Consider the following 19,203-nt stretch of genomic DNA (forward strand, 5'->3'; position numbering starts at 1 on the left):
TAACACCCCGGATACCTTGCTGTCCATGACGAGTACGGCGGGCCGGCCGCGGCCGGGATCACGGCGTGATCCCGGCCGCCGCCGTGCCCTCCTGGAGGCCGCGGACCGGGTCATCCAGCGGGAGGGCCCGGAGGCGTCCATGGCCGCGATCGCCGCCGAGGCGGGGATCAGCAAGCCGATCCTCTACCGGCACTTCGGCGACAAGAGCGGCCTCTACCAGGCGCTCGCCGAGCGGCACACCCGCAAGCTGATCGAGGGCATCCGGGACGAGTTCTCCCGCGGCGACCCGATCCGCGACCGCACACGCTCCACCATCGACACCTACCTGGCGACGATCTCCAAGAACCTCAACCTCTACCGGTTCCTCATGCACCGCGCGAGCGCCGAGGACACGGCCACGCACAGCGCGATGAGCACGATGATCCGGGACGTGAGCCGGGAACTGGCCGAGGTGATGGTCGCCGAGGGGGAGATGGCGGACCGGACCCGCGCCTACGTGTGGGGGCACGCGATCGTCGGCATGGTGCAGACGGCCGGCGACTGGTGGCTCGACCACGCCGACGAGGTGCCGCGGGAGGCCGTCGTGGACGGCCTCGTCGACCTCGTCCTCGGCGGGCTGCCCGCCGCCGCGTCCGGCGCCCGCGCCCCGCAGGTGTCCGGCGAGCCCCGATCCCAGAGCTGAGAGCCGGAAGCAGACGGCCCGGCCGTCCGCGTGGGCGGACGACCGGGCCGTAGCCGTGCCCGGACAGAGCCGGATCAGGTGCTGGCGGTGACCTCCAGGTCCTTGACCTTCGGGTCGCCCTTGTCGGCGAGGTAGTCGGAGGTGCGGGTGGTGTCTTCTCCGTCGGCGAGTTTGGCGGCTTTGAAGATGATGGTGGCGATGACGGCGATGGCGACGTTGACGGCGAGTGCGAGCATCCCGGCGTAGACGGTGGTTTGGGTGTCGAGGCCGAGGTCGTTGAGGGGGTAGGCGGAGCCGCCGAAGTGCTCTTTGCTCTTGGCGGGGTTGGGGATTTGGTAGAGCATCCATAGGCCGGTGGCCATGCCGGTGGCCCAGCCGGTGATGAGGGCGCCGCGGTGGAACCAGCGGGTGATCAGGCCGAGCCCGACCGAGGGCAGGGTCTGCAGGATGATGACGCCGCCGATCAGTTGCAGGTCGATGGAGAACTCGGGGTCCAGGGCCAGGATGCAGGCGACTGCGCCGGCTTTGACGATGAGTGAGACCAGTTTGCTGACGGTGGCTTCTTCTTTGGCGTCGGCGTCGCGGCGGATGTATTCCTTGTAGATGTTGCGGGTGAACAGGTTGGCTGCGGCGATCGACATGATCGCGGCGGGGACCAGTGCGCCGATGCCGACGGCGGCGAACGCCACGCCGGCGAACCAGTCGGGGAACATGTGGTCGAACAGCACCGGGACGACGGTGTTGGTGTCGGGTTTGCCGCCGGTGGTGATGGGTTTGACGCCGGCGGCGATGGCCATGTAGCCCAGCAGCGCGATCAGGCCCAGGACGAAGCTGTAGGCGGGCAGTGCCGCCATGTTCCGCTTGATCACGTTGCGGTTGCGGCTGGCCAGGACGCCGGTGACGCTGTGCGGGTACAGGAACAGCGCCATCGCCGAGCCGAGTGCGAGCATCGCGTAGTTGAGTTGGCCGGACCCGGCGATGGTGATGCCGTCCCCGGGCGCCGGGGTCTTGTCGAATTTGGTTTTGGCGGCGTCGAAGATGTCGCCCCAGCCGCCGAGTTTGGACGGGATGTACAGCACGGCGACGATGATGACCAGGTAGATCAGCACGTCTTTGACGAAGGCGATCAGCGCTGGTGCGCGTAGTCCGGACTGGTAGGTGTAGGCGGCCAGGATGACGAAGGCGATGATGATGGGCCAGTGCCCGTTGACGCCCATGGCTTTGAGGACGGCTTCGATGCCGACCAGTTGCAGGGCGATGTAGGGCATGGTGGCGACGATGCCGGTGATGGCGATGACCAGGGCCAGGGTGGGGGAGCCGAACCGGGCGCGGACGAAGTCGGCGGGGGTGACGAACCCGTGCACGTGCGACACCGACCAGAGCCGGATCAGGATCAGGAACACCAGCGGGTAGACCACGATGGTGTAGGGGACGGCGAAGAATCCGGCGGCGCCGGCGCCGAAGACCAGGGCGGGGACGGCGACGAAGGTGTAGGCGGTGTACAGGTCGCCGCCGATCAGGAACCAGGTGATCCAGCTGCCGAAGCTGCGGCCGCCCAGGCCCCATTCGTCCAGGCTGTGCATGGTGTCGGGGCGCCGCCACCGGGCGGCGACGAAACCCATCCCCGACACCAGCGCGAACAGCACGGCGAAGACGATGATCTCGGTGAGGTGGTCCGATGCCATCGCGCTCAGCCCCGCTTCTTGGTCATCTGGTAGACCACGACCGTGCAGGCCACCCCGAGCGGGATGAACGCCAGCTGGATCCAGTAGAAGGCCGGGAACCCGCCCAGCCGCGGGGTGTCACTGTTGTAGAACAACGTCAGCAGCGGAACCACCACCGGCACCACCAGCAGCCAGTTCCAGGCGCTCCGGTCGGAGCGGCCCTCAGACGGCGGGGGCTGCGCCGCGGCCGGTTCCTTCGAGTTGTCAGGAGTCAAGGGGGTCCTCCTCGTGTCGCCCGCGCACGGTCCGCTCGGATCGCGAGACGGGGCCGTGCCCGGGAATTCAGCCGGGCGAGCTTACCCAGCGGCGGATCACAGCCCGATCTCAGCGGCGGCACGACTTGGGTGGATCGTTCCACCAGGGAACCGCCAGGTCATGGCCCGTTCCCTGGCCGGTAAGAGGGGTGGTCAGACGGTCCGCTCGGCGGCGGTCTTCGGCTCGTGCCGCACGTCGGCGGGGCGGTTCAGCTCGCGCGTCCAGGCGGCGAACTCCACCAGGATGCCGTCGGGGTCCTTGAAGTAGATCGAGCGCACGAACACGCCCTCGTGGTTCTCCGGCGCGACGCCGAACTCGCTGTCGTCGTGGTTGAGGAGGACGCCGACGTCGATGCCCTTGGTGATGAGGCGGTCGCGGTACTCCTCGATGCGCTCGGGCGGGACGTCGAAGGCGACGTGGTTCATCGACCCGACGGCCGACAGCAGCTCGCCGCGGTCGGGCAGCGTCTTCGGCGCGGACACGCCGGGGACGGGCTCGGGGGCGTCCGGGAACCAGAAGAAGGCGAGCGCGTTGCCGCCGCCGCAGTCGAAGAAGAAGTGCTGCCCCCAGCCCATCGGGAGTTCGATCGTCTTGATCAGCGGCATGCCGAGAACGCCCTGGTAGAAGTCCACCGTCTGCTTCATGTCGCTGCAGACGAGCGCGAGATGGTTGACCCCGCGCAGTTCGAACTCGGTGTTCTTCCTGGTCATGGGCGCCGCTCTCTCCCTGTTGTAAGTGAACCCTTGCGTCCTTTGTCCATGGTAGCTTTGGCGCATGCGAACCGCAGCCTCCCGGTGGTGGTGGCGCCGCTGAGGCGGCGCCGGTTCTTGCATGCTCAGACCAGGCGACCGCCCCCACCCGGCGGTCGTTTTTTCATGCTCGCCGCCTGGGTGGGGGCCCGACATGAGGGGCCACCGCGGTGGAGACCGTCTCACAACAGCCGCTGACCAGCGAGTTCGTCACGGCCGGGGGCGTACGGGTGACCCGTACCGCCGTCCCGGTCGACCCCGAGCGCAAGTCCGCCGTCCTGAACGCCCTCGTCGCGGCCGTGGGGGAGCGGCGCGGCGGCGTGCTCAGCTCCGGCATGGAGTATCCGGGCCGCTACAGCCGCTGGCACATGGCCTACGCCGATCCGTGCCTGGAGATCGTCGCGCGGGGCCGGGCGGTCGCCGTCCGGCCGCTGAACGAGCGCGGGCGGGTCGTCCTGCCCGCCCTGGCCGGAGTGCTCCGCGACGTCGGTGAGGTACGGGCGGACGAGCCGGGACTGTTCGAGGTCTTCGTGCCGCCGTCGGAGGAGTTCTTCACCGAGGAGGAGCGCAGCCGCCGGCCGACGGTCTTCACCGCGCTGCGCGCCGTGGTCGGCCTGTTCGGCTGCGACGACCCGCACCTCGGCCTGTACGGGGCGTTCGGGTACGACCTGTCGCTGCAGTTCGAGCCGCTGCGGACCCGGCTGGAGCGGCCGGACGACCAGCGCGACCTCGTCCTGCACCTCGCCGACGAGATGGTCGTCGTCGACCGGAAACGCGAGACCTCGCACCGGATCTCCTACGAGTTCGAGGTGGACGGGGCGAGCACCGCCGGGCTGCCGCGCGACACCGGGACGACGCCCGTCCGGCCCACGGCCGGGCTGCCGGCGCAGCCCGTCCCGGGCGTGTACGCGCGGATGGTGCGGGAGGCCAAGGACAAGTTCGTCCGGGGCGACCTGTTCGAGGTCACGCCGGGGCACGCGATGTACGGGCGCTGCGACGCGCCCGCCGCGTTCTTCGAGCGGCTGCGGGAGACGAACCCGGCGCCGTACGAGTTCCTGTTCAACCTGGGCGACGGCGAGTACCTGGTCGGCGCGTCGCCCGAGATGTTCGTGCGGGTCAGCGGGGACCGCGTCGAGACGTGCCCGATCGCCGGGACGATCAAGCGCGGCACCGACGCGCTGGAGGACGCCGAGCAGATCCGCACGATCCTGTCCTCCGCCAAGGACGAGTCCGAGCTGACCATGTGCACCGACGTGGACCGCAACGACAAGTCGCGGATCTGCGTCCCCGGCAGCGTCCGCGTCCTCGGCCGCCGGCAGATCGAGATGTACTCCCGGCTGATCCACACCGTCGACCACATCGAGGGACGGCTGCGCCCCGGCTTCGACGCGCTCGACGCGTTCCTCACCCACATGTGGGCGGTGACCGTCACCGGCGCGCCCAAGGCGTGGGCGATGCAGTTCATCGAGGACCACGAGGACTCCCCGCGCCGCTGGTACGGCGGCGCGGTCGGCTGCGTCGGCTTCGACGGCTCGATGAACACCGGCCTCACGCTGCGGACCGCGCAGATCCGCGACGGCGTCGCCACCGTCCGGGCCGGGGCGACGCTGCTGTACGACTCCGACCCCGACGAGGAGGAGCGCGAGACGCACCTCAAGGCGAGCGCCCTGCTGAGCGCGCTCGCCACCGCGCGGAAGGGCGACGGGCCCGCGGCGGCGCAGGAGGCGCCGCTGCCCGAGCAGCCGGGGGACGGCCTCAAGGTGCTGGTCGTCGACCACGAGGACTCGTTCGTCAACACGCTCGCCGACTACTTCCGCCAGCACGGCGCGGCCGTGGTCACCCTGCGGCACGGGTTCCCGGTGCGGATGCTGGACGAGCACGCGCCCGACCTGGTGGTGCTGTCGCCCGGCCCCGGACGCCCGGAGGACTTCGGTACCCGCGCGCTGCTGGACGAGCTGGACGCCCGGGACCTGCCGGTCTTCGGCGTCTGCCTCGGCCTGCAGGCGATGGTCGAGCACGCGGGCGGCGAGCTGGCGCTGCTGCCCGAGCCGTCGCACGGCAAGCCCGGGCGGGTGAAGGTGGCGGGCGGCGAACTGTTCCGGGGCCTGCCGGACGAGATCACCGCGGCCCGGTACCACTCGCTGCACGCCACGCCCGAGCGGGTGAAGGGATTCCAGGTCACGGCCCTGACCGGGGAGGTCGTCATGGCGATCGAGGCGCCGGAGCGGCGGCGCTGGGCCGTCCAGTTCCACCCGGAGTCGATCCTCACCGCGGCGGGCGGGGCCGGGCACCGGATCGTGGCGAACGTCCTGCGCCTGTGCCGGCCGTAGGCCGGGCCGTCCGCGGAGCGGAGCCGCCTCTAGTTCCGAAGCACTAGAGGCGGGGGCCCGGAAATGGTCCTGAGGTTCCTGTCGCGGCCCCGGTCATGGCGGAAGACTTGTTCCCGGCCACATCGCGCCGCGCTCGCGCGACGCGGATGATCGCCGTTATCCCGGTGGAGGGGGGAGGCCCGTCCTCCCCCCTCCGCATATAAAGGGCATTTCGGGCATCCGGAACGAAGCGGTTGTTTCTCGGCCTCCTCCGGGGGGACGTCCGGGGCCATGATTACCATCCTCTCGATCATCGCGGCGATCCTGGTGATCGCCGGCATCTATGTGATCCTGGCCCGGCGCGAACTGCTCTGGGGCATCGTCCTCATCGTCGTCGGGCTCCTCGTCGGGCCCGGCGGGGTGAGCATCTTCACCTGACCGAAAATCCGCCAGGCCGGGACGGAACCCTGACGCCCCCTGTCAGGTTTCGGTGCCAGCATCGTCCCCATGAGCCGTGCACTGACAGGCAAGACCGCACTGGTCGCCGGCGCGACGCGCGGAGCGGGGCGAGGGATCGCCACCGAACTCGGCGCCGCGGGAGCGACCGTGTACGTGACGGGACGGTCCACCCGGGCGCAACGGTCGGAGATGGACCGTCCCGAGACCATCGAGGAGACCGCCGAGCTGGTCACCGCCGCCGGCGGCGAGGGGATCGCCGTCCAGGTCGACCATCTCGACCCGGCGCAGGTCGCCGCGCTCGTGCGCCGCATCGACGACGAGCAGGGCAAGCTGGACGTTCTCGTCAACGACGTCTGGGGCGGCGACCGCCTCTTCGAGTTCGGCAAGAAGCTGTGGGAGCAGTCCCTTGAGGACGGCCTGCACATGCTGAGGCTGGCCATCGACACCCACGCCATCACCAGCCATCACGCCCTGCCGCTGCTGATCCGAGAGCCCGGCGGCCTCGTCGTCGAGGTCACCGACGGGACCGCCGAGTACAACGCGAAGTACCGCAAGGACGTCGGGTTCTTCTACGACCTCGCCAAGAGCGCCGTCATCCGGATGGCGCTCGCCCAGTCCGAGGAGATCGCGCCGTACGGGGCGACGGCGCTCTCGCTGACCCCGGGATGGCTGCGCTCCGAGGCGATGCTCGACATCTACGGCGTCACCGAGGAGACCTGGCGCGACGCCACGGAGCGGATCCCGCACTTCGCGATCTCCGAGTCGCCCGCGTTCGTGGGGCGCGCCGTCGCGGCGCTCGCCGCCGACCCGGACCGCGCCCGCTGGAACGGGGCGTCGCCGTCCAGCGGGGGGCTCGCCCAGGTCTACGGGTTCACCGACGCCGACGGCAGCCGTCCCGACGCCTGGCGCTACATCACCGAGGTCGCCGACGCGGGCAGGCCCGCCGACGTCACCGGCTACCGCTAGCGGCGCCGCCGCCCGGCGGGGGGGCCGTCCGGCCCGCGGTACAGCTCCGCGAGCCGGGCGGCGTCGCCCGCCATCCGCTCCCGCAGCTCCGGCGGGGCGAGGACCTCGGCCTCCGGCCCGAGCCGCAGCAGCTCGGACGCCGCGACGATCATCGACTCCACCGGGAGCGTGGTCACCACCCATCCACGCGCGTCCGGCTCGCCGGCCTCCTCGGCGGCCCGCCGCGCCGCGTGCGGCTCGACGGCGTACCGCAGGGCGCGCATCCCGGCCGGGCTCAGCCGCACGGTGACCTCCTCGCGCAGCATCGAGCGCACGAACGCGCCCGCCTGCTCGCGCCAATGGGAGGCGAGGTCGAAGTCCTCGTCGCGCTGGAAGAAGCCACCGGCCGGCCGGACGGCGGTGACGCGGTCCGCGCGGTAGGTGCGGTGCCGGCCGCCGACCCGCGCGACCAGGTACCAGGTGCCGTTCTTGAGGACGAGCCCGTACGGCTCGGCCGTGCGGGTGACCTCGGAGTCCTTGCGGCGGTAGCGCAGCTCGACGATCTCGTCGTCCCACACGGCGCGGGCGAGGTGGCGCAGCAGCGGCGGCGGGCCGGTCTCGCCGAACCAGCCCGGGGCGTCGAGGTGGAACCGCTGGTTCGCGCGGGCCGGCGCGTCCCGCAGCGACGCCGGCAGCGCGGCGAGGACCTTCAGCTCGGCCGCAGCGAGCGCGCCGGCGCGGCCCATGTCCCCGGCGGGGCCGGGCAGCCCGGACAGGAACAGCGCCTCGGCCTCCTCGCGGGTGAGCCCGGTGAGCCGCGTCCGGTAGCCGCCGACCAGTCGGTACCCGCCGCCGCGGCCCTGGTCGGCGTAGACCGGGACCCCGGCCGCCGACAGCGCCTCCATGTCCCGGTAGACGGTCCGCTCGGAGACCTCCAGCTCACGCGCCAGTTCGCCCGCCGTCATCGTCTCCCGCGACTGCAGGAGGAGCACCACAGAGATCAACCGAGCCGCCCGCACGGGTCCATCCTGCCGCACGATCGGGCATTTCTGACAATTTCCTGGGAGATTCGCCGGGTTCGCCTGTCCTGGCAGGTCGGGCGCCTGTTAGCTTCGCGGCGTGCCTACCGAGAACACCACCATCGCGGCGTTCATCGACGCCCTCCCGAAGGTCGAGCTCCACGTCCACCTCGTCGGCTCCGCCTCCGTCCCCACCGTCCTCGAACTCGCCCGCCGCCACCCGGACGGGCCCGTCCCCGTGGACGAGCGCGAGCTGCGCGCCTTCTACGAGTTCCGCGACTTCCCGCACTTCGCCGAGGTGTACGAGTCCGTCTCCAGCCTCGTCCGGACCCCGGAGGACGTCGGGACGCTCGTCCTCGGCGTCGCCCGCGACCTCGCCGCGCAGAACGTCCGGTACGTCGAGCTGACCGTCACGCCGTACACCCACCAGCGGGCCGGGATGCCGATGCCCGCGATCACCGAGGCGCTCGACCACGCCGTCCGCGAGACCCGCGACCGGCTCGGCATCGAGGTCGCCTACATCTTCGACATCCCCGGCGAGTTCGGCGCCGACGGCGCCCGCGGCACCGTCGACCACGCCCTGGAGCACCCGCCGGAGGCGCTCGTCGGATTCGGGATCGGCGGCATCGAGCAGATGCGCCCGCCGCACCGGGACGCGTTCCGCGCCGCGTTCGCCGCCGCCCGCGCCGCGGGCCTGCGCAGCCTCCCGCACGCGGGGGAGATGACCGGCCCCGAGACGATCTGGGAGGCCATCGAGGGGCTCCACGCCGAGCGCATCGGCCACGGCATCAGCTGCATGGAGGACCCGCGCCTCGTCGCCCACCTGCGTGAGACGCAGCTGCCGCTGGAGGTGTGCCCGACGTCCAACGTCTGCACGGGCCAGGTCGCCGCCCTCGCCGAGCACCCGATGCCGCGGATGCTGGAGGAAGGGCTGTTCGTCACCCTGAACAGCGACGACCCGCCGATGTTCAACACCACCCTGACCGGCGAGTACCGCGTCGCCGCGGAGGTCTTCGGGCTGGGCCGTGCCGAGCTGGCGGACCTGGCCCGCAACGCCGTGCTCGCCTCGTCACTGGACGAGGACGGGCGGAAGGCCGTCATCGCCGACATCGACGGCCTGGTCTGACGCGGTCAGCCCCAGGCCATGCGCCGCCATGGGCTTTCGGGGTCATCGGTGAGGATGCGGTGGCCGGCGAGGGAGCGTTCGTACCATTCGCCGAACTCGCCCTCGTCGAACCGCAGCATCCGGCCGAGGACGTACCCGGCGGAGAACGAACCCCATGACTGATACACCTGGTGGGCGCGGTGCCCTGCCGTGAGGACGCACTTCTCGGCTCCCTCGGCGTCGCAGTATCCGGCGTTGAGGCCCCACCGGGCCATGTTCACCGCGCGCCCGAAGTCGTAGCCGTAGACGCTCTCGACCAGGCCGTCCGGCGGGAGCAGGCCGTCCGCCCGGAACCGCGCCTCGTACCGCAGGATCTGCCCGGACAGCTCCACGACCTCCCGGACGGTCTGGTCGGAGATGTCGCGCTCACTGCACCAGGCGACGATCGCGTCGCGCCATGCCCGCTGGTCGGTGCCGCGGCCGCGCCGGTCGAGCACCATCTGGATCGCCGCGTCGCTGTTCTCGGCGTCGAGCAGCGCGTCCATCTGCTTGCGCCAGCTCTCGGTGTCGGTGATGCCCCAGTCGCGCTCCAGCAGGACCCGGTCATCGCCCGCGCTCTCGTCGTGGTCGGCGAGGCTGTTCCAGGAGACCCCGTTGCCGACGGCCAGGTGCGCGCCCACGGCGAGCGCCGCGGCGAGGCGTCCCCAGGCGGCGCTGCCCGGATCGGTGATCAGGACGTCGTGGTTCCGGTCGGGCCGCCGCTCGGCGTCCGCGAGCAGCTTGGCGACCTGCCGGTACTCGTCCCCGCCCGGCGGCATCCGCGCCAGCAGTTCGCGGAGCGGCTGAAGCGCCCCGCGCGGGCCCGCGTCCTTCACGATCAGCCGCGCGGCGTGGAGCCCGGCCGCACCGGCGCGCCCGGCGTCCTGCAGCGACCCGAACCCCGACATCGCGGCCCAGGCGCGCCTCGCCGCCTCGCCGGTCCGGCCCGCCGCCGCCAGGACGTGCGCCGCCTGCGCGTCCAGGCCCGCCCGGACCTCGCCCGGCAGCGACGCGGCGCCCCGGTCGAGCACGTCGAGGACGCGCTGCGCCTCGCCCGTGCTCCCTGCCGCGGCGAGCGCGCGGGCGTACCGGGCCCGCACCGCCACGGCGGACGTCCAGTCCCCGCGCGCCTCCACGGCCTCGGCGGCCTTGGCGTAGGCGGCCGCGGCCTCCCCGGGCCGGCCCTGCCGCTCGTACTTCCGGGCGCGGTCGAACAGGGCGCCGGCATCGGCCTGAACAGTCATGATCCCTCCGGGTCATACCGTACCGGTCGGACGGATCGTGACGACCGCGTCACGGAAGACCGGTGATCTCCACGCGGGTGTCGTGGAAGACGGGGCCTCCGCCGAGGTCGGTGTCGCGCTCGTCGACGACGGCGTTGGCGTTCGCGCCGCCCGCGAGCTTGGCCCAGTGGCCCTTCGCGGTGGCCGCCACGCCCGGACGCACCTGGTCGGTGATCTTCAGCACGGCCTCGAAGGCGCCCCGGTCGTTGCCCACCCTGACCCGCTGCCCCTCGGTCAGCCCGCGTGCCTTGGCGTCGTCCTCGTGCAGGCGCACGATGAGGCCGCCAGAGCGCCGCATCAGCTCCGGATTGTTGCCGAACTGCGTGTTGAGGAACTCGTGCGACGCCGCCGAGATCAGCGCGAGCGGATACTTCCGGGCCCGCTCGGTGTCGGCGACCTCCACCGGCGGGACGTACCCGGCCAGCCCGGCGGTGGGGGAGCGGAACTCGAACCGCCCCGACGGGGTCGGAAACCCCTCGGCATAGGGCAGGAACGGGTCCGGGACCGACATCCGGAGGAACCCCTCCTTGCGGAGCCGGTCGAGGGTGATCCCGGCCATCCACGGGTGGCCGGACGCGAGGAGCTGCTCGGCGAGGCTCTCGTCGGAGTCGAAGAGCGCCGGCTCGTCCAGGCCCATCCGGCGGGCCAGCCGCCGGAACGTCTCGGTCGTCGGCAGGCACTCGCCCGGCGGCGCCACGGCCGGCTCGTTCCACGTCAGGTACAGGTGCCCGTAGCCCTCGTGCAGGTCGGTGTGCTCGTGCTGTGCCGTGGCGGGCAGCACGATGTCGGCGAAGTCCGCGGTGTCGGTCGGGAACTGCTCCATCACCACGGTGAACAGGTCGTCGCGGGCCAGCCCGCGCCGCACCTTGTTCTGGTGGGGCGTGCTGCCCGCCGGATTGGCCGCGATGACGAACAGGGCCTTCACCGGCGGGTCCTGGACGTCCAGCAGTCCCTCGCCGAGGCGGCTCATCGACAGCGTCCGCACCGGGCCGGGACGCAGGTCGTCCCGCCAGAGCGCGGCCTTGTCCAGCTTCACGTGACCGGACGTGGAGAACGCGACCCCGCCGCCCCGGCGTGCCCAGTCGCCCGTCACCGCGGGGATGCCGGCGATCACCCGCAGCGCCGCCCCGCCGCCAGAGTGCCGCTGGAGCCCCTGCGTCGCCCGGATGGCGGTCGGGCGCGTCCGGGCGATCCGCTCGCCGAGCGCGCGGATGCTCTCCGTGGGGACGCCGGTGATCTCCGCGGCCCGCTCCGGCGGGAACTCCGCGATCCGCCCCTGGAACTCGTCCCAACCGAGCGTGTGCCGTTGCAGGAAGTCCTCGTCCTGGGCGCCGAGGCCCACGATGACGTTCAGGAGGCCGAGCGCGAGCGCCGCGTCCGTCCCCGGGATCGGCGCCAGGTGCTCGTCGGCCTGCTGCGCCGTCCTCGTCCGCACCGGATCGATCGCGACCAGGTACGCCCCCGCCTTGCGGGCCTCCTGCACGAACTTCCACACGTGATGGCCGCTGGTCAGCGGATTCGTGCCCCACAGCAGGATCAGCCCCGCGTGCGCGAGGTCCTCCGGATCCATGCCGCCGGGCGAGCCGACCGCCTCGGTCATCCCGGCGCTGCCCGCCGCCGAGCAGATGTTCGCGTGATGCGCCGACGCGCCCAGCACGTTGAAGAACCGCCGCCCTGAGTGCCCCTCAAGACCTTGGAGGTAGCCGAGCGTGCCCGTCCCCCAGTACGGCCAGATCGCCTCCCCGCCGTGCTCGCGGACGACGTCCTCCAGCCGCGTGGCGATCTCGTCGAGCGCCTCGTCCCAGCCGATCCGCTCGAACCGTCCCTCGCCCTTCGCACCGACGCGCCGCAGGGGATGCAGGATCCGGTCCGGCTGGGCGGCCCGCTCCAGCCACCGGTTCACCTTCGCGCACAGCGCCCCGCGCGTGTACGGATGGCCGGGATTGCCCCGCAGCCCGACCGCCTCGCCGTCCCGCACCGTGACGACCCACGAGCACCCGTCGGGACAGTCCAGCGGGCAGGCTCCCAGCACCTTCAGTTCCGACGGCATCGAACCTCCCTACCTGGACGAACCCCTCTAGTCTGCGGCACGACACCTCCGCCACCGTGCCGGGGTCGCGGTCGTCGTACCGGGGTGGTTTCCTAAGGGGCGACGGAAACGAACCGTAGGGGGAACGAGAGTGAAGAGCGTCGAGCCCGAGGTGTTCCTCGTTGCGCGGCCCGAACTGGACTACGACGAGGTCGCCCGGTACCTGCGGGACGTGGGCGGGGAGAGCTGGCTGGAGCGGCTCGACCGGGGCGAGCTCGACGACGAGCTGAACGACCCGCAGAACCTGGCCGAGTTCGCCGGGCGGCTCTGCTACCGCTCGTGGGAGCCGGGCCTCAACCCCAACGTGACCAAGATCCGCACGGACTCCGGCGTGTACCTGGAGAACATCCTGCGGAGCCTGCACGGCTCGGTGCTGGAGCACGTCAGCTTCAGCTTCGTTCTGCACAACGTGAGCCGTGTCCTGACGCACGAGCTCGTCCGGCACCGTCCCGGGGTGGCCATCTCGCAGGAGTCGCTGCGGTTCGTCCGGCTCCAGGACATCCCGTTCTGGTTCCCCGAGTGGGCTCGCGAGGACGCCGAGCTGATGAAGCGCGCCACCGCCATGCTGGAGCAGATGGAGGAGTTCCAGGGCTGGATGGCGGCGCACTTCGGCCTGGACGACGAGGGCGTGCCGTTCAAGGAGAAGAAGCACAAGACCTCGTTCATGCGCCGCTTCGCCCCCGAGGGCGTCGGCACCGGCCTGGTCTGGACGGCGAACGTCCGCACCCTGCGGCACACGCTGGAGAACCGCACCGCGCCCGGCGCGGAGGAGGAGATCCGGCTCCTCTTCGGCAAGATCGGCGAGGTGATGCGCAAGGAGGCCCCCGACCTGTTCGGCGACTACGTCATCGAGGACGGCACCTGGATCCCCGAGTGGCGCAAGGTCTGACCCGGGTCGTTCGCAGGTCTCGGTTTCGATCATCGCAGACCGTTCGGTTCGGGTCTAGGCGTACGGTGTATATCTGCGGAATTATTCGACGGTATGTCTGACATCAGAATTCCGGCGGGTGGCCGCGGGCTGCCGGGGTACCTCGCCGTCCCCGACGGGGAGGGGCCCTGGCCCGGCGTCGTGATCGTGTTCGAGGCGATGGGCGCGAGCGCGGACATGCGCGCCCAGGCCGACCGGTTCGCCGCGAACGGCTACCTCGCCGTCCTGCCCGACCTGTACGACGGTGCGCCGTGGATCCGCTGCGTCACCAAGGCGATGCGGGACATGCGCGCCCGGCGCGGCCCCACCTACGACCACATCGAGGCGACCCGCGCATGGCTCGCCGGCCGGGACGACTGCACCGGCGACGTGGGCGTATGCGGGTTCTGCATGGGCGGCGGCTTCGCGCTGGTCGCCGCCGCGAAGTACGACTTCAAGGCGGCCGCGGCCAACTATGGGATCCTGCCGCGCCGGCCGGAGGAGTCGCTACGGGGCGCGTGCCCGATCGTCGGCAACTACGGCGGCGCGGACCCGACGCTGCGGGGGGCCGCGGGCAGGCTGGAGCGGGCGCTGACGATCGCCGGTGTCACGCACGACGTGAAGGAGTACCCGGGGACCGGGCACAGCTTCCTCACCGACTTCACCCCGCCCGCCCCGCTCGGCCCGGTCGCGAAGATCGCCTTCGGGGTCGGCAGGGGCCGTGAGAACGCCGCGGACGGCTGGGACCGCATCTTCGCCTTCTTCGGCGAGCACCTCGACACCAAAAAATCTACAACGTAAAGGCTCTCGGCGGTGCGCCGCTCACCGGCCCCGGGTGAACCGGAGATCAGCCGCGCAGTACCGCCTGGGTCTGGGTCACCTGAGCGACGCGGCGGCCGGTCGCGTCGAACAGGTCGGTCTGGACGACGATCGAGGTGCGGCCGGTGTGCAGCGGATGCGCGACGCCGCGGACGTGCCCCTCCTTGACCCCGCGGAAGAAATTTGTCTTGGACTCCAGCGTCGTCGTGGACGTGTCCGGTGGCAGGTTGAGGAAGGCACAGGCGGCGCCGAGCGTGTCGGCGAGCGCCATGAGGGCTCCGCCGTGCATGACGCCGCCGGCGGTGCAGCGGTCCGGGGCCCAGTCCAGGTGGCCGGTGACCTCCCCGGGCCCTACGGTGTCGATCTCCACGCCGAGCGCGCGGGCGAACGGCATCGCGTCGGTCAGCTGGTCGGGGGTGGGTCCCGTGGTCATGAGCTCCTCCTCGGTCCGTGTTTCGCACCCACCCTGGCGATGGGGCCGCCGCGGGTCCATTACCCCGGACGTAATCGTGGGCCTGACCAGGGTGCGGGTAGCGTCGGGGCGTGACCACGATGACGACGGCGTTGAGTGATGTGAGACCTATCGGGGACCAGCTGCGCGCGTGGCGGCAGCGGCGCAGGCTGAGCCAGCTGGAGCTGGCGTCGGAGGCGGACGTGTCGACCCGGCACCTCAGCTTCGTGGAGACGGGGCGTTCGGCGCCGAGCCGGGAGATGGTGCTGCGGCTCGCGGAGCATCTGGACGTGCCGCTGCGCGACCGCAACCTGCTGCTGGTCGCGGCCGGGTACGCGCCGGTGTTCGACGAGACGCCGATCGAGGAGCCGAAGATGGACTCGGTCCGGGCGGCGCTGAGGCAGGTGCTGGAGGGGCACGAGCCCTACCCGGCCGTGGTCGTCGACCGGTTCTGGAACCTGATCGACGCCAACGCGGCCGCGGCGTTCTTCATGGAGGGCGCGCCGCAGGAACTGCTGGAACCGCCGCTGAACGTGCTGCGGCTCAGCATGCATCCGGACGGGATGGCCAAGAACATCCTGAACCTGGCCGAGTGGCGCGCGCACATGATCGACCGGGTGCGGCGGCATGTCGCGCTGACCGCGGACGCGGCTCTCGCCCAGCTCTACAAGGAGCTGCGGAGCTTCCCCGGGGACGTGGGGGAGGCGATCGCGCCGCCCGCCGACCACGAGGTCTTCGTCCCGCTGCGGATGCGGGTGGACGGCCGGGAGCTGTCGTTCTTCAGCACCATCGCGACCTTCGGGACGCCGGTCGACATCACGGTGGCCGAGCTGGCGATCGAGTCGTTCTATCCGGCGGACGCGAAGACGACCGCGTTCCTGCGCGAGCGCGCCGGCTGGTGACCGGGGTCAGTCGCCGGCCGTGAGCAGGTCGTGGTGGATCCGCGTCAGCGGCACGCCGAGCCGCTGCAGGGCGGTGACCGTCCGGCGGACGAGCGGGGCGGGCCCTGCCACGTAGGCCTCGTGGTCGCGGACGCCGTGGAGGAGCCCGGGCAGCACGTCCGGCACCCGGCCCTTGAGGGCGCCGGGCGCCGGGGCGCGCGACAGCACCGGGACGACCCGGAGCCGCGCGAAGGCGGTCTCCAGCAGCCGCAGGCCGGCGAGATCGTAGAGGGCGCTCTCCTCGCGGGCCGCGACGAGCAGGCGGACGTCGCGGTCCCCGCCCGCGGCGACGGCCTGTTCGGCGAGCGCCTTCATGGGGGCGAGGCCGGTTCCGCCGCCGATCAGGAGCAGCGCGCGATCCGAGGCGGGGTCGAGCGTCATCGCCCCCTCGGGCGGTCCGAGCAGCACGGTGTCGCCCGGTCCGGTGTGCCGGACCAGCGCGCCGCTCACCCAGCCGCCCGGGCGGGCCCGGACGTGCAGGCGCAGCATCCCGTCCGGCCGGGGCGCGTTCGCGATCGAGTACGGCCGCCAGACCCGGGGCCACCGGGCGGACTGCACGCTCACGTGCTGCCCGGGGGCGAACGGCAGCGGGCGGTCGGGCCGCAGCGTGAGGACCGCGAGGCCGGGGGCGCGGCGGTCGTGCTCCACGACCTCGGCGACCCACCACGGCGGGGCCTGCGCGGCGTCCCGCTCCGCCGCGCGGATCATGGTGTCGGCGGCGGAGCGGTAGGCGGCGGTCCAGGCGTCCTCGGCCTCCGCCGTCCAGACGTCGGCGGCGAAGGCGCGGATGGTCGCGATCAGCGCGGCCCCGACGGCGGGGTAGTGCTCGCGCAGCACCCCGTACTTGCGGTGGCCGCGGCCGAGCCGGCCGAGATGGCCCGCGAGTTCCGCGGGGTTGTCCTGGCTCCAGACGATCCGGGTGAGGGCGTGGAAGAACCGGTCGTGCTGGGCGTCCATCGCGGGCGGGAACAGGGCCCGCAACCGGGGCTGCGCCGCGAAGAGCCGGCCGTAGAAATAGCTCGTGGCGCCCGCCGGATCGGTTTCGATACGTGCGAAGCATTCTTTGATGACGCGGGGTTCCGGTGACATTCGCCAGCTCGCCCCCTCGGGCTTTCGGTGGCCGGGTACCGTGGCCGCACGGTGATCGGGGTTCACCGGGGCGCCCGGCTTTGTGAGATTCTCGCAGGCGTATGCGCTGGTGGCCAAGCGGCCGGCCGTGATGGGCGTGAGGATCAACACGCCGAGTAATCATGATTGATTCTCTGTAATGGGCTGCGTGTCCAATAGGAAACGGATACTGATCGGTACCGACGCGGTGGAATGAACGACGCGTGGACCGCGAGGCAGGGCGTGGAGGAGGATTCTGCTCCCGGGTGGAAGATTTCAGGATTCTTCGGTGTTTCGCGCGTTACGGCGGCCGGCGGCCCGCGCCGCCGGCCTTCCGGAGGCGGTCAGGTCGGCCGCTTCGGACTGCGAAGATCCGCGCCGTGCGGCAAGCTGGCAGGCGGAAGGCCCGGGGGCGGGACGGTCCGAGGGGGCGGGTGATGCGCCATGATGTGCAGCCAAAGGCGCGAATCACCCATATCGGAAGTCGTCCTGTGGCCTGTGCTCAGCAGAGGGGGAATCACGCATGTCAGAAGCCGCTCGCGGGGCCCCGCGCCCCGCAGCCGGTGACGGCCCGCCGCCGCTCATCGGCATCACCACCTACCAGGAGCCGGCCCGCTGGGGCGTCTGGGTCCGCGAGGCCGCGCTCCTGCCGGCGCCGTACGTGCGCTCGGTCGAGCGGGCCGGAGGCGTCCCGGTCCTGCTGCCGCCGGCCGCGACCCTGCGCGGGCTGGACGCCCTCGTCTCCCGGCTGGACGGCATCGTCCTCGCCGGCGGCGGCGACCTCGACCCGGAGCTGTACGGCGCCCTCCGGCACGCCGAGACCGGGCCGCCGCAGCCGCAGCGCGACCGGTTCGAGCTGGCGCTCGCCCGTGCCGTCGTGGCCGCCGACCTGCCGTTCCTGGCGATCTGCCGCGGCATGCAGGTGCTGAACGTGGCGCGCGGCGGCGCCCTCATCCAGCACCTGCCCGAGGCGGTGGGCCACAAGGGGCACGCCCCGGAGACCGGCATCGTCGGCGCGCACCGGGTGCAGATCAGCGCGACGAGCCTGGTCGGCAAGATCCTCGGCGACTCGGCCGACGTCCCCACCTACCACCACCAGGCGGTGAGCCGGCTCGGCAAGGGCCTGTCCGCCGTGGCGTGGGCCGAGGACCAGGTCGTCGAGGCCGTCGAGCTGCAGGGCCACCGCTTCGGGCTCGCCGTCCAGTGGCATCCCGAGGAGGGGGACGACAAGCGCCTGTTCGAGGCGCTGGTCGCCGAGGCCGCCGGCCGCTGACCCGGGATTGACGCTCCGGTCCGCGGGGAAGGCGATCGGTAGATTCCGCCGCATACCCGCCCGCCGGAGGCAGCCGCATGCCCTTACATCCCCAGACCGTGAGATTTCTGGAACTGCTCGCCTCCTGGACGGTCCCGGGCCACGGCGACGCCGCCGAGCCCACCGTCGCGGAGATGCGGGAGCGGATCGGTGCGGCGTTCCCGGTCGTCCGGCGCGAGCTTCCGCAGGTCCGCGACCTCACGGTGCCCGGCCCGGCCGGCTCCGTGCCGGTGCGCCTGTACCGTCCGGCGCCGCCCGGGCAGGGGCCGCTCCCGGCGGTCGTCTACCTGCACGGCGGCGGCTGGGTGCTCGGCGGAGTCGACGACGTGGACGCCGCCTGCCGGGACCTGGCCGCCGCCGCGGGGTGCGTGGTGCTGAACGTCGGCTACCGGCTCGCCCCGGAACATCCGTTTCCCGCGGCGGTCGACGACGCGTGGGCCGTCGTGTCGTCCGCGGTGCGGGAACCGGGCCGGTACGAGGTCCGGCCCGGGGCGGTCGCGGTCGCCGGCGACAGTGCCGGCGGGAACCTCGCCGCGGCGGTGGCGCTGCTGGCCCTGGACCGCGGGCTGCCCCTCCTCCACCAACTGCTCGTCTATCCGGTGACCGACACGGCGATGGACACCCCGAGCTGGCGGGAGTACGGGTCCGGGTACGGGCTGGACGCCGGGACGCTCGCCCGGTTCATGGGCCTGTACCGGGGCGGCGCCGACCCGTCCGACTTCCGGCTCGCCCCGCTGCGCGCCCGGGACCTCACCGGCGCCGCGCCCGGCACCGTGATCACCGCCGAGTGCGACATCCTGCGCGACGAGGCCGAGGCGTACGCCCGCCGCCTCGCCGCGGCCGGCGTCCCGGTGGAGCTGCGCCGCTACGACGGCGTCGTGCACTCGTTCTTCCTGCTGCCCGAGATCTTCGATGCCGGTGCCGAGGCGATGGAGTTCGCTGTGCGACGATTGCGCGCGGCATTCGACGATCACGCGCGGGAGGGCAGTGCGGCATGAGCGGGGAGCA

The 19,203-nt window shown here is 72.1% G+C and carries 18 protein-coding genes; 10 read left to right on the forward strand and 8 right to left on the reverse strand.

The genetic code is table 11. The features are described 5' to 3' along the window. The first annotated feature begins 25 nt into the window (after nucleotides 1-25). Nucleotides 26-682, forward strand: coding sequence for a TetR family transcriptional regulator (locus tag ACQPZP_RS21120; protein WP_433479317.1), 657 nt, complete (start codon nucleotides 26-28; stop codon nucleotides 680-682). Between the two features lie 74 nt (nucleotides 683-756). Here the strand turns inward: ACQPZP_RS21120 and mctP are convergent, their stop codons facing one another. The 3 genes from mctP to ACQPZP_RS21135 form a co-directional block, all read right to left on the reverse strand. After that, on the reverse strand, nucleotides 757-2,367 hold the full coding sequence (gene mctP, locus ACQPZP_RS21125) for a monocarboxylate uptake permease MctP (protein WP_433472798.1): 1,611 nt from the start codon (nucleotides 2,365-2,367) through the stop codon (nucleotides 757-759). Nucleotides 2,368-2,372: 5 nt separating this feature from the next. After that, complete coding sequence (locus ACQPZP_RS21130; RefSeq protein ID WP_433479318.1) at nucleotides 2,373-2,621, reverse strand: DUF3311 domain-containing protein; 249 nt, start codon at nucleotides 2,619-2,621, stop codon at nucleotides 2,373-2,375. 192 nt (nucleotides 2,622-2,813) lie between these two features. Next, on the reverse strand, nucleotides 2,814-3,371 hold the full coding sequence (locus ACQPZP_RS21135) for a VOC family protein (RefSeq protein ID WP_433479319.1): 558 nt from the start codon (nucleotides 3,369-3,371) through the stop codon (nucleotides 2,814-2,816). Nucleotides 3,372-3,580: 209 nt separating this feature from the next. Here ACQPZP_RS21135 and ACQPZP_RS21140 point away from each other — a divergent pair, with 209 nt between their 5' ends. The 3 genes from ACQPZP_RS21140 (at nucleotide 3,581) to ACQPZP_RS21150 (ending at nucleotide 7,144) form a co-directional block, all read left to right on the forward strand. Then, nucleotides 3,581-5,740 (forward strand): anthranilate synthase component I, encoded by a 2,160-nt coding sequence (locus ACQPZP_RS21140; protein ID WP_433479320.1) that lies wholly within the window; start codon nucleotides 3,581-3,583, stop codon nucleotides 5,738-5,740. 270 nt (nucleotides 5,741-6,010) lie between these two features. Next, nucleotides 6,011-6,157: a GPGG-motif small membrane protein gene (locus ACQPZP_RS21145; protein WP_433469549.1), complete on the forward strand. Its 147-nt coding sequence runs from the start codon at nucleotides 6,011-6,013 to the stop codon at nucleotides 6,155-6,157. Between the two features lie 69 nt (nucleotides 6,158-6,226). After that, nucleotides 6,227-7,144: an SDR family oxidoreductase gene (locus ACQPZP_RS21150; RefSeq protein WP_433479321.1), complete on the forward strand. Its 918-nt coding sequence runs from the start codon at nucleotides 6,227-6,229 to the stop codon at nucleotides 7,142-7,144. Here ACQPZP_RS21150 and ACQPZP_RS21155 read toward each other — a convergent pair. Then, entirely contained in the window at nucleotides 7,141-8,142 is a 1,002-nt protein-coding gene (locus ACQPZP_RS21155) for a helix-turn-helix transcriptional regulator (RefSeq protein WP_433479322.1), read from the reverse strand. The genes ACQPZP_RS21150 and ACQPZP_RS21155 overlap by 4 nt on opposite strands. A gap of 100 nt (nucleotides 8,143-8,242) precedes the next feature. Between ACQPZP_RS21155 and add the strand changes: the two genes are divergently transcribed. Continuing rightward, a complete protein-coding gene (gene add, locus ACQPZP_RS21160; protein WP_433479323.1) occupies nucleotides 8,243-9,268 on the forward strand; it encodes an adenosine deaminase in 1,026 nt (341 codons plus the stop codon). A 5-nt stretch (nucleotides 9,269-9,273) separates the two neighbouring features. On the opposite strand, the gene ACQPZP_RS21165 is transcribed toward add, so the two are convergent. Both ACQPZP_RS21165 and ACQPZP_RS21170 read right to left on the reverse strand, forming a co-directional pair. Further along, on the reverse strand, nucleotides 9,274-10,530 hold the full coding sequence (locus ACQPZP_RS21165; protein ID WP_433479324.1) for a DUF1266 domain-containing protein: 1,257 nt from the start codon (nucleotides 10,528-10,530) through the stop codon (nucleotides 9,274-9,276). A 49-nt stretch (nucleotides 10,531-10,579) separates the two neighbouring features. Then, nucleotides 10,580-12,619 (reverse strand): molybdopterin-containing oxidoreductase family protein, encoded by a 2,040-nt coding sequence (locus ACQPZP_RS21170; RefSeq protein WP_433479325.1) that lies wholly within the window; start codon nucleotides 12,617-12,619, stop codon nucleotides 10,580-10,582. A 130-nt stretch (nucleotides 12,620-12,749) separates the two neighbouring features. Here ACQPZP_RS21170 and thyX point away from each other — a divergent pair, with 130 nt between their 5' ends. Continuing rightward, nucleotides 12,750-13,547 carry an FAD-dependent thymidylate synthase gene (thyX, locus tag ACQPZP_RS21175; protein WP_433479326.1) on the forward strand — a complete coding sequence of 266 codons (798 nt, stop codon included), beginning with the start codon at nucleotides 12,750-12,752 and terminating at the stop codon, nucleotides 13,545-13,547. A gap of 93 nt (nucleotides 13,548-13,640) precedes the next feature. Next, nucleotides 13,641-14,366 (forward strand): dienelactone hydrolase family protein, encoded by a 726-nt coding sequence (locus ACQPZP_RS21180; protein ID WP_433479327.1) that lies wholly within the window; start codon nucleotides 13,641-13,643, stop codon nucleotides 14,364-14,366. Nucleotides 14,367-14,412: 46 nt separating this feature from the next. Here the strand turns inward: ACQPZP_RS21180 and ACQPZP_RS21185 are convergent, their stop codons facing one another. After that, nucleotides 14,413-14,817, reverse strand: coding sequence for a PaaI family thioesterase (locus ACQPZP_RS21185; RefSeq protein ID WP_433479328.1), 405 nt, complete (start codon nucleotides 14,815-14,817; stop codon nucleotides 14,413-14,415). Between the two features lie 119 nt (nucleotides 14,818-14,936). Here ACQPZP_RS21185 and ACQPZP_RS21190 point away from each other — a divergent pair, with 119 nt between their 5' ends. Further along, on the forward strand, nucleotides 14,937-15,737 hold the full coding sequence (locus ACQPZP_RS21190) for a helix-turn-helix domain-containing protein (RefSeq protein WP_433479649.1): 801 nt from the start codon (nucleotides 14,937-14,939) through the stop codon (nucleotides 15,735-15,737). Nucleotides 15,738-15,743: 6 nt separating this feature from the next. Here the strand turns inward: ACQPZP_RS21190 and ACQPZP_RS21195 are convergent, their stop codons facing one another. After that, on the reverse strand, nucleotides 15,744-16,865 hold the full coding sequence (locus tag ACQPZP_RS21195) for a globin domain-containing protein (protein ID WP_433479329.1): 1,122 nt from the start codon (nucleotides 16,863-16,865) through the stop codon (nucleotides 15,744-15,746). Between the two features lie 541 nt (nucleotides 16,866-17,406). On the opposite strand from ACQPZP_RS21195, the gene ACQPZP_RS21200 reads away from it, so the two are divergent. Together ACQPZP_RS21200 and ACQPZP_RS21205 are read left to right on the forward strand one after the other, a co-directional pair. Beyond that, nucleotides 17,407-18,156 carry a gamma-glutamyl-gamma-aminobutyrate hydrolase family protein gene (locus tag ACQPZP_RS21200; RefSeq protein ID WP_433479330.1) on the forward strand — a complete coding sequence of 250 codons (750 nt, stop codon included), beginning with the start codon at nucleotides 17,407-17,409 and terminating at the stop codon, nucleotides 18,154-18,156. A 98-nt stretch (nucleotides 18,157-18,254) separates the two neighbouring features. After that, nucleotides 18,255-19,193 (forward strand): alpha/beta hydrolase, encoded by a 939-nt coding sequence (locus ACQPZP_RS21205; RefSeq protein WP_433479331.1) that lies wholly within the window; start codon nucleotides 18,255-18,257, stop codon nucleotides 19,191-19,193. Nucleotides 19,194-19,203: the final 10 nt, after the last annotated feature.

Source organism: Spirillospora sp. CA-142024, assembly GCF_050942325.1.
In the GTDB taxonomy this organism is placed as follows: Bacteria; Actinomycetota; Actinomycetes; order Streptosporangiales; family Streptosporangiaceae; genus Spirillospora.